General features: G+C 74.3%; 10 protein-coding genes and 1 tRNA gene. 5 read left to right on the top strand and 6 right to left on the bottom strand.

Translation table 11 applies throughout. From position 1 onward, the window contains the following. Window positions 1-150: 150 nt before the first annotated feature. Window positions 151-612: a GatB/YqeY domain-containing protein gene (locus ACFV7Q_RS25985; protein WP_385431768.1), complete on the bottom strand. Its 462-nt coding sequence runs from the start codon at window positions 610-612 to the stop codon at window positions 151-153. A 68-nt stretch (window positions 613-680) separates the two neighbouring features. Here ACFV7Q_RS25985 and ACFV7Q_RS25980 point away from each other — a divergent pair, with 68 nt between their 5' ends. The 4 genes from ACFV7Q_RS25980 (at window position 681) to ACFV7Q_RS25965 (ending at window position 3585) form a co-directional block, all read left to right on the top strand. Next, on the top strand, window positions 681-1619 hold the full coding sequence (locus ACFV7Q_RS25980) for a metallophosphoesterase (RefSeq protein WP_385431767.1): 939 nt from the start codon (window positions 681-683) through the stop codon (window positions 1617-1619). A gap of 103 nt (window positions 1620-1722) precedes the next feature. Beyond that, window positions 1723-1796, top strand: a tRNA-Pro gene (locus ACFV7Q_RS25975). Window positions 1797-1885: 89 nt separating this feature from the next. Continuing rightward, window positions 1886-2701: an aminotransferase class IV family protein gene (locus ACFV7Q_RS25970; protein ID WP_385431765.1), complete on the top strand. Its 816-nt coding sequence runs from the start codon at window positions 1886-1888 to the stop codon at window positions 2699-2701. A 140-nt stretch (window positions 2702-2841) separates the two neighbouring features. Beyond that, window positions 2842-3585, top strand: a complete 744-nt coding sequence (locus ACFV7Q_RS25965; RefSeq protein ID WP_385431763.1) for a metallophosphoesterase — start codon at window positions 2842-2844, stop codon at window positions 3583-3585. Here ACFV7Q_RS25965 and ACFV7Q_RS25960 read toward each other — a convergent pair. Continuing rightward, entirely contained in the window at window positions 3567-3947 is a 381-nt protein-coding gene (locus ACFV7Q_RS25960) for a VOC family protein (RefSeq protein WP_385431761.1), read from the bottom strand. The genes ACFV7Q_RS25965 and ACFV7Q_RS25960 overlap by 19 nt on opposite strands. Window positions 3948-4073: 126 nt before the next feature. Between ACFV7Q_RS25960 and ACFV7Q_RS25955 the strand changes: the two genes are divergently transcribed. Then, entirely contained in the window at window positions 4074-5186 is a 1113-nt protein-coding gene (locus ACFV7Q_RS25955; protein WP_385431760.1) for a sulfite oxidase, read from the top strand. Window positions 5187-5281: 95 nt separating this feature from the next. Here the strand turns inward: ACFV7Q_RS25955 and ACFV7Q_RS25950 are convergent, their stop codons facing one another. The 4 genes from ACFV7Q_RS25950 to ACFV7Q_RS25935 all read right to left on the bottom strand — a co-directional run bounded on the left by ACFV7Q_RS25950 (window position 5282) and on the right by ACFV7Q_RS25935 (window position 8137). Next, window positions 5282-5791, bottom strand: a complete 510-nt coding sequence (locus tag ACFV7Q_RS25950; RefSeq protein ID WP_385431759.1) for a DUF5956 family protein — start codon at window positions 5789-5791, stop codon at window positions 5282-5284. Between the two features lie 79 nt (window positions 5792-5870). Continuing rightward, the gene (locus ACFV7Q_RS25945; RefSeq protein ID WP_385431758.1) at window positions 5871-6461 is read right to left on the bottom strand and encodes an HD domain-containing protein; all 591 of its coding nucleotides are present in this window, start codon (window positions 6459-6461) and stop codon (window positions 5871-5873) included. Then, window positions 6458-7804, bottom strand: coding sequence for a cytosine deaminase (gene codA, locus ACFV7Q_RS25940; protein ID WP_385431756.1), 1347 nt, complete (start codon window positions 7802-7804; stop codon window positions 6458-6460). Before codA ends, ACFV7Q_RS25945 begins: the two co-directional genes overlap by 4 nt. A 165-nt stretch (window positions 7805-7969) precedes the next feature. Next, window positions 7970-8137, bottom strand: a complete 168-nt coding sequence (locus ACFV7Q_RS25935; protein WP_385431755.1) for a hypothetical protein — start codon at window positions 8135-8137, stop codon at window positions 7970-7972. Between the last annotated feature and the right edge of the window lie 38 nt (window positions 8138-8175).

Raw genomic sequence — 8175 nt, 5'->3', positions numbered from 1 at the left:
GAGCACCCTGTACCCCGGCGTGACCGGCGCCCGCGCCACGCTGTAGGGGGAACACTCCGGTCCGGGACCACCGAGATGCGGTGGGGCCCGGTGCCTTTGGGAACCGGGCCCCACCGCTTGCTGCTGTCCTGGCTGGCTACGGTCCTGCTGCTACTGGAGGTGCTTCTTCACGGCGGCGGCGACCCGGCCGCCGTCCGCGAGCCCGGCCACCTTCGGCTTCACGATCTTCATGACGGCACCCATGGCCCGCGGCCCCTCGGCACCCTCGGCCCGCGCCTCCGCGACGGCCTGCTCCACGATCGTGCTGAGCTCGTCGTCGGTCAGCTGCTTCGGCAGGTAGGTGTCGAGGAACTCGCCCTCCGCCGTCTCCCGCTCGGCCTGCTCGGCGCGACCGCCCTGGGCGAACGCCTCCGCGGCCTCGCGGCGCTTCTTCGCCTCCTTCGCGATCACCTTGAGGACCTCGTCGTCGGTGAGGACGCGCGCCTCCTTGCCCGCGACCTCCTCCTTGGTGATCGCGGCGAGGGTCAGTCGCAGCGTGGAGGAGTGGAGCTCGTTGCGCTCCTTGATCGCGGTGGTGAGGTCTTCCTGCAGCTTGGCCTTGAGCGTGGTCATGCCCATGAGTCTGCCAGGTACGGGGGCGGCGGCGCCTTCCGGTTTTCCGTGTCTGAGACGATGGCCCCATGCGTGCGCGTTACGGAGTACCCCTGAAGGTCACCGCCGGAATCGCGGCGGTGGGGGCCGCTGGAGTGGCCTATGCCGCCGGATTCGAGGCGCGGTCCTTCCGCTTGCGCCGGATCACTATTCCGGTTCTGCCCGCCGGGATGCGCCCCCTGCGCGTACTCCAGGTGTCGGACATCCACATGGTCAGCGGGCAGCGCAAGAAGCGCGCCTGGCTCCAGTCCCTCGCCGGCCTGCGCCCGGACTTCGTCGTGAACACCGGCGACAACCTCTCCGACACGGAGGGCGTGCCGGAGCTGCTCGACGCGCTCGGCCCGCTGATGTCGTTCCCGGGCGTGTACGTGTTCGGCTCGAACGACTACTACGGGCCCCGGCTGCGCAACCCCGGCCGGTACCTGATCGAGAAGGTCCAGGGCCGCCACGGGCTGAACGGCAACAAGCCGGTCGTCGGCGCCGTGCACAACCCCTGGGAGGGCATGCGGGACGCCTTCGACGCCGCGGGCTGGTTGAACCTCACCAACACGCGGGCCCGGCTGAAGCTGGACGGCCTGGAGCTGGCCTTCACCGGACTCGACGACCCGCACATCAAGCGCGACCGCTACGAGCGGGTCGCCGGCGGCCCGGAAGTCGACGCCGACTTCTCGATCGCCGTGGTGCACGCCCCGTACCTGCGCACCCTGGAGTCCTTCACGGCCGACGGCTACCCGCTGATCCTGGCGGGGCACACGCACGGCGGGCAGCTGTGCATCCCCTTCTACGGGGCCCTCGTCACCAACTGCGACCTGGACACCGGCCGGGTCAAGGGCCTCTCCACCCACGAGACCGGCGACCGACGCGCCTACCTGCACGTTTCCGCAGGCTGCGGCACCAACCGCTACACCCCGGTCCGCTTCGCCTGCCCGCCGGAGGCCACCCTCCTGACCCTCGCCCCGAAGGCCTGACGGCCCCCCGGGCCCGCCCGCGAAAACCGGATTTCGTCTCCGGCCGAGGGTCCGCTAAAGTAATCGATGTCGCCAGGGCGAGAGCCCGCAAAACGGCGGCGATCGGGGTGTAGCGCAGCTTGGCAGCGCGCTTCGTTCGGGACGAAGAGGTCGTGGGTTCAAATCCCGCCACCCCGACAGAGTAAGACCAGGTCAAGGGCCTGATCCTCAATGAGGATCAGGCCCTTCCTGCATGTGCGGTGGGGGGCCGGTGGCATCGTGGGGGCATGGGTGAGTTGAACGGGGTGGCGGTCGGGGTTCGGGAGTTGCAGGCGCTGGCGCTGGTCAACTACGGGCACTTCACGACCATGCGGGTCGAGGACGGGCGGGTGAAGGGGCTCGCGCTGCACCTGGAGCGGCTTCGGCGGGACTGCCGGATGCTGTTCGGGGCCGAGCTCGACGGGGAGCGGGTACGGGCGCTGGCGCGGCGGATGGCCCCGGCCCGGGGGGCCGCCACCGTGCGGGTGACGGTCTTCGATCCCGGGCTCGACCTCGGGCACCCCCTCGCCGCACGTGATCCGCAGGTGCTGGTGACCGTCCGGGAGGCGGGCGGTGCGGTACCGCCGCCGCTGCGGGTGCGGTCGACGCAGTACGTGCGCGACGTGCCGGAGGTCAAGAGCGTCGGGCTCTTCGCCGGGCTGCACCACCGGCGGCGGGCGCAGCTGAGCGGGTTCGACGACGCGCTGTACGTCGACGCCGGCCAGGCCGTGTCCGAGGGGGCCACCTGGAACATCGGCTTCGTCGACGGCGGGCGGGTGGTCTGGCCGGATGCCGAGTGCCTCGACGGGGTGACCATGCAGCTGCTCAAGCGGGTCCACCCGTACGACGGCAGGGGCGTGCGACTGGCGGACCTGGCGGGGTTCGAGGCCGCGTTCGCCACCAATGCGGCGATGGGGGTGCGGGCCGTCCGTGCCGTGGACACCGTCGAGCTGCCCGGATCCCGAGGCGGAGGCGGCGCCGGAGCCGGAGGCGGAACCGGCTTCCATGCGGTGATCGACGCGTTGCGGGACGCGTACGCCGCCGTCCCCGGCGATCTGCTCTAGGCCCGACGCCTCCCGCAACGCCCCTGGGCTCGCCGTGCTCGACGAGCGGGCCGCCGCCGGTTGTAACGTCGGGCGCACCAGCGCCGAGGTCCGGTCCCGCTCCGGGCCCCGGCGGCGAACGACGAGCGGAAGGACGGGACTTGACCGTCGTCATCGCCCACGTCAGCGACCTGCACCTGGACCTCGGGGAGCGCGCCACCGAGCGCGCCCAGAAGGTGATGGGCTACCTGCGGGAGCTCCCCGGCCCGGTGGACGCCGTGCTGGTCTCCGGCGACATCGCCGACCACGGCACGGACGAGGAGTACGAGCAGGCGCGCGAGCTGCTCGACCTGCCCTGGCCGGTCATGGTCCTGCCCGGCAACCACGACCGGCGCGGCCCGTTCCGTACCGGACTGCTCGACGGCAAGCCGGAGGACGGCGACGTGAACCGGGTCGTCCGCACGTCCGGGGCCGTGTTCGTGCTGTGCGACTCGACGGTCCCGGGCAGCGACGAGGGCCTGCTCAGCGACATCACCCTGCGGTGGCTCGACGAGGCGCTGACCGCCGAGGACGGCACCCTGCCGGTGTTCGTGTGCTTCCACCACCCGCCGGTCGACCTGCACACCCCGCACGTGGACCGGGTCCGGCAGTTCGGCGAGGAGCGCCTCGCCGCCGTGCTGGTCCGCCACCCGCACGTCGTCGCCCTGCTGTGCGGTCACGCGCACGCCGCCGCGGCCACCACCTTCGCGGGGCTTCCCCTGCTCGTGGCGCCCGGGGTGGTCTCCACCGTTGCGCTGCCCCTGGAGGGCCGGCCCGTGGTGGACGTCGAACTGGCGCCGGCGCTGGCGTTCCACGTCCTCGGCGACGACCGACGGCTCGTCACGCACTACCGGGCGCTGGGGTAGCCCTCCCCGCCGGACGGAGAGCCGGTGACGAAGCAGAACTCGTTGCCCTCCGGGTCGTGCATCGCCTGGAACGAGCCCTGGTCGTCGGTGACCGGGTCGCCGACGGGGGTGGCGCCCAGCTCCGCGGCCCGGGCCGCGGCGGCCACGACGTCGTCCACCGCGAGGTCGAGGTGCAGCCGGTTCTTCACCGCCTTGTCCTCGGGCACCGGTTGGAACGCCAGCCGCGCCACGCCGGGCAGCTCCAGGTGCGACCAGCCGCGGGCCCGGTCGACCGGCTCGACCTCCAGCAGCCGTGCCCAGAACCGCACCAGCTTCCCCGGCTCACGGCAGTCAACGACGATCTGGTGAAGGCGTACGCGCATGGCCGCGAGCCTAGTGCTCAAGGCCCTCGTGGACGCGGGCCGCGCCGCCCGCCGGGGCGCCGCCCGCCGGGGCGTCCCGCCGCGGTTCCGCGGGCGGCGAGGCGCCGTGGGGGCGACGATGGGGGCATGGAGCTGCCGTCGCTGGGCGAGGTCAGCACCCCCGGCCGCGTCGCCGCCCCCGGCGAGGGCATCGGCGGGGACGAACTGGCGCTCGCCACCCGCAACCACGGGCTGCCGCTGGAGGCCCTGCGCTACGAGGTCACGCCGCCCGGGCTGCACTACGTCCTGGTCCACTACGACATCCCCGCCGCGGACCCGGCCACCTGGCGCCTCGCCGTCGGCGGCCTGGTCGACACCCCGCTGGACCTGGACCTGGCCGCCCTGCGCGCCCTGCCCTCCGTCACCCGCCGGGTCACCATGGAGTGCGCGGGCAACGGCCGCGCCCGGCTCAGCCCCCGGCCCGTCAGCCAGCCCTGGCTGGTGGAGGCGGTGGGCACCGCCGACTGGACGGGCGTCCCGCTGCGCACCGTGCTCGCGGAGGCGGGCGTACGGCCGGACGCGGTCGAGGCCGTGTTCACCGGCGCCGACCACGGCGTCGAGCGGGGCACCGAGCAGGACCACCAGCGCAGCCTGCCGCTGGGCCCGGCCACCGGCGAGGACCCGGGCGTCCTGCTCGCCCACACCATGAACGGCCGGCCGCTGCCCCCGCAGCACGGGTACCCGCTGAGGCTGGTCGTCCCCGGCTGGTACGGGATGGCCCACGTGAAGTGGCTGCGCTCCGTCACCCTGGTCGGCACCCCGTTCACCGGGTTCCAGCAGGCCGTCGCGTACCGCTTCCGGCAGGAGCCCGACGAGCTGGGCGAGCCGGTCACCCGGATCGCGCCGCGCGCGCTGCTCGCCCCGCCGGGCTTCCCCGACTTCATGTCCCGCACCCGGGTCGTCCGCCCCGGTCCCGTGCCGCTCGCAGGGCGCGCCTGGTCCGGATTCGGGCCGGTCACGCGGGTCGAGTGGAGCGCCGACGGCGGGCGCAGCTGGGCCGACGCCGTTATCGAACCGCCCGGCCCGCACCCGTACGCCTGGCAGGGCTGGCGCGCCGAGTGGCAGGCGGTTCCCGGCCGGCACGCCCTCAGCGCCCGGGCCCGGGACGCCACCGGCCGCGTCCAGCCGCTGGAGCAGCCCTGGAACCGGGGCGGCTTCGGCAACAACCTGGTCCAGCAGGTCCCCGTCCTGTGCTGCTGAGCCCGCCCAGCGCACCTTGCCCCCGCGCGCCCTGCCCCTGCGCCCTGCTGCTGCACCCTGCGCCTGCGCCCTGCCGCCCCCTTGCTGCCCGGGGGCTACTCCTGCGCCGCCAGGGCCGCCAGGGCGGCCCGGACCAGCTCCATGAAGGCCGCCGAGGCGGAGACCTCCACCCCGCGTCCGCCTGCCAGGGACCCGAGGTGCTCCAGCACCTCCCCGACGGTGGCGTACGGGCCGACCGGGCGCAGCAGCCACAGCCGGCCGGGTGGCCGGGGCGGCAGGCCGAGGGCGGCGACGGCCTCGTCGGTCTCCTGGTCGAGGACGTGGAGGTCCCGGTCCACCAGCGGGACGGCGTGCACGTCGGTGACGTGCCCCTGCCCGTCGAGGACGGTGTCCACCGCCCAGTGGGTGGACCGGTCGGGGATCCAGGTGCGGGCGTGCGCGGGCCAGACGTACGGCAGGAACACCCAGGCCGCTCCCCCGGGCGCGGGCTCCCAGCCGAGCGACTCCAACTCCCGGACCTCCGGCAGCCGGTCCGGCTCCTGCTCGCTGCGGCCGCTGCGGCGCAGCGCGAGGGGATGCGGCGTTCCGTCCTCGTCCCACGACATGGGCGAGAGGCTACCGGCGGGCCGGGCCCGCGCCGCCCCGCCGCGCGGCCGCCGGTGACCCGGTCGCCCCGTGCTGCCGCTACGTGCGGTCGAGCGGGTTGGCCGCGATGCGCGCGGCGGCCCCGCCCGCGACCCAGGCCGCGGCCGCGCAGTCGGGCTTGCGCGCGGCCTGGCCCTCGACCAGGGAGAGGAAGGACGCGCCGAAGCCCTCCCGGGGGTGCGCGGCGAGCAGCGCCCTCGTGAACCCCGGGGCGAACTCGGCGACGCGCAGTCCGGAGACGTCGGCGCTGGTGCCGACCTGGAGGAGGTGGCTCTCGACGTCCTCCTCGGCGGTGACGTCGTCGCGCATGTGCCGGACGATCACCTCCTCGGCGCGGGCGCGGCGCCGGGGCGACCAGCCCAGGCCGGCCGTCAGGACGCGGACGACATGGCCGCCCGCCTCCTCGAAGGGGAGGGTGTGGCTGTCGAACGGCGCGGTGAGGCCCAGGTCGTGGATCAGCGCGCTGACGTAGAAGAGGTCCTCGTCGTAGTCGAGCCCGTGCACGGCCGCGTACTCGGCGCCGAAGGCGTACGAGCGGACGGAGTGGTTCAGCAGGGCGGTGTCGGCGTACTCCGACGCGATCTCCAGGGCGGCGCGGCCCGACACGGTGTCACGTATCCATGTGCTCATGGGGGTTCACTGTAGGGACGGCCGAAGTCGACCTCGGCCGGGGCCTCGCCCGGCCAGGACAGCAGGGTCGGCGCCGGCGGCGTCTCGGCGACGGTCCTCCCGTGCGCCACGACGTACCGGGGCCGGACCTGGCGGCGGACCGCCTCCTGCGGGGTGGGCGCCGGCAGGACGACGAAGGATCCGGCCGCACCCTCGGCGATGCCGTACTCGGAGGCGGTCAGCCCCAGGACGCGCGCGGCGCGGTCCGTCACCATCGCGTACGCCTCCGGGATCTCCTCCGCGCCGGTCAGCTGGGCGGCGTAGAGGCCGACGAGGGCGGTCTGGAGGGGGTTGGCGGTGCCCAGTGCGTTCCACGGGTCCATCACGTCGTCGTGGCCGAAGGCGACGTTGACGCCGGCGGCGAGCATCTCCTTGACCTGGGTGAGGCCGCGCCGCTTGGGGTAGGCGTCGAACCGGCCCTGGAGGTTGAGGTTGGCGAACGGGTTGGCGACCAGGTTGATCCCGGAACGGGTGAGCAGCCGCTGGAGTTTGAGGCTGTACGCGCCGCCGTAGGAGCCCATCGCCGTGGTGTGCGAGGCCGTTGCGCGCTCCCGCAGGCCCGAGCGCAGGGCGAGCGCGGCCAGCACCTCCACGAACCGGGACTGCTCGTCGTCGATCTCGTCGCAGTGGGCGTCGACGCGCAGGCCGTGTTCCTCGGCGACGGCGAAGGCGATGCCCAGGGACGCGACCCCGTCCTCGCGGGTGTCCTCGAAGTGCGGGATCGCCCCGACGACGTCCGCGCCGCGGGCCACGGCCTCGCGCAACAGCTCCTCGCCGCGGGGGAAGGACAGGACGCCCTCCTGGGGGAAGGCGGTGATCTGGAGGGTCATGAACTCCCGGACCCGGTCGCGGACCTCCAGCAGCGCGTCCAGCGCGGTGAGCGCAGGGTCGGTGACGTCGCAGTGGGTCCGCACGTGCAGCACGCCCTGGGCGGCCTGCCAGCGCAGCACCTCGGTGGCCCGGGCGACGACGTCCTCGCGGGTCAGGGTGCGTTTGCGGGCGCTCCAGCAGGCGATGCCCTCCCAAAGGGTGCCGGAGGTGTTGGGGCGCGGGTCCCCGGCCGTCAGGGCGGTGTCCAGGTGGATGTGCGGTTCGACGAAGGGGGCGGTGAGCAGGCCGCCGTCCGCTTCGACGAGCACGTCGGCGGCCGGCGGCTGCGACCGATCGGCGCGGCCGTCGTCCGGGAGGATCCGGGCGATCCTGCCGTCGGGGCCGACCTGGACCTCGTACAGGCCGGGGCGCAGCACGCCGGGGCGGTCGGCGTGCAGCAGCCGGGCACCCCGGACGGTCATCCGCATCCGCATGGGGTCAGCGTAGGCCCGCGCCGGGCTTACGGGGCCCGGCGCGGCGGATCGGCCGGGGCGAATCGGCCGGGCAGGCGCGACGGGTCAGCCGGGCAGGCGCGACGGATCGGGCGGCGCGGCGCGGCGGGCGGCGGGCAACCGGCGGCGGGCGACGACCGGCGGCGGTCAGCCGCGCTTGGCCTGGGCCTTCTGCTGCATGCCCCTCCTCTTCGCCGAAAGGGTCTGCGCATCGCGGGCCGCGGACTTGGCGCGGGCCTCGGCAGCGGTGTTCTTCGCCCGCTCGTGCTCGCGCTCCGCGGCCTGTGCCGTACCGGCACGCGCCTTCTTGGTCATGACCACTCCTCCTCCGGCATCGCGGGACGTATGACCTC

Origin of the sequence: Streptomyces sp. NPDC059851 (assembly GCF_042732005.1) — a bacterium.
Lineage (GTDB): Bacteria > Actinomycetota > Actinomycetes > Streptomycetales > Streptomycetaceae > Streptomyces.
Note: the sequence above shows the minus strand (reverse complement) of the source record. Positions and strands in the feature narration are given on the sequence as shown.

Coding starts and splice junctions, on each gene's coding strand:
- ACFV7Q_RS25985 (WP_385431768.1), bottom strand. CDS start 612: ATGACCACGCTCAAGGCCAAGCTGCAGGAAGACCTCACCACCGCGATC.
- ACFV7Q_RS25980 (WP_385431767.1), top strand. CDS start 681: ATGCGTGCGCGTTACGGAGTACCCCTGAAGGTCACCGCCGGAATCGCG.
- ACFV7Q_RS25970 (WP_385431765.1), top strand. CDS start 1,886: ATGGGTGAGTTGAACGGGGTGGCGGTCGGGGTTCGGGAGTTGCAGGCG.
- ACFV7Q_RS25960 (WP_385431761.1), bottom strand. CDS start 3,947: ATGCGCGTACGCCTTCACCAGATCGTCGTTGACTGCCGTGAGCCGGGG.
- ACFV7Q_RS25955 (WP_385431760.1), top strand. CDS start 4,074: ATGGAGCTGCCGTCGCTGGGCGAGGTCAGCACCCCCGGCCGCGTCGCC.
- ACFV7Q_RS25950 (WP_385431759.1), bottom strand. CDS start 5,791: ATGTCGTGGGACGAGGACGGAACGCCGCATCCCCTCGCGCTGCGCCGC.
- ACFV7Q_RS25945 (WP_385431758.1), bottom strand. CDS start 6,461: ATGAGCACATGGATACGTGACACCGTGTCGGGCCGCGCCGCCCTGGAG.
- codA (WP_385431756.1), bottom strand. CDS start 7,804: ATGCGGATGCGGATGACCGTCCGGGGTGCCCGGCTGCTGCACGCCGAC.
- ACFV7Q_RS25935 (WP_385431755.1), bottom strand. CDS start 8,137: ATGACCAAGAAGGCGCGTGCCGGTACGGCACAGGCCGCGGAGCGCGAG.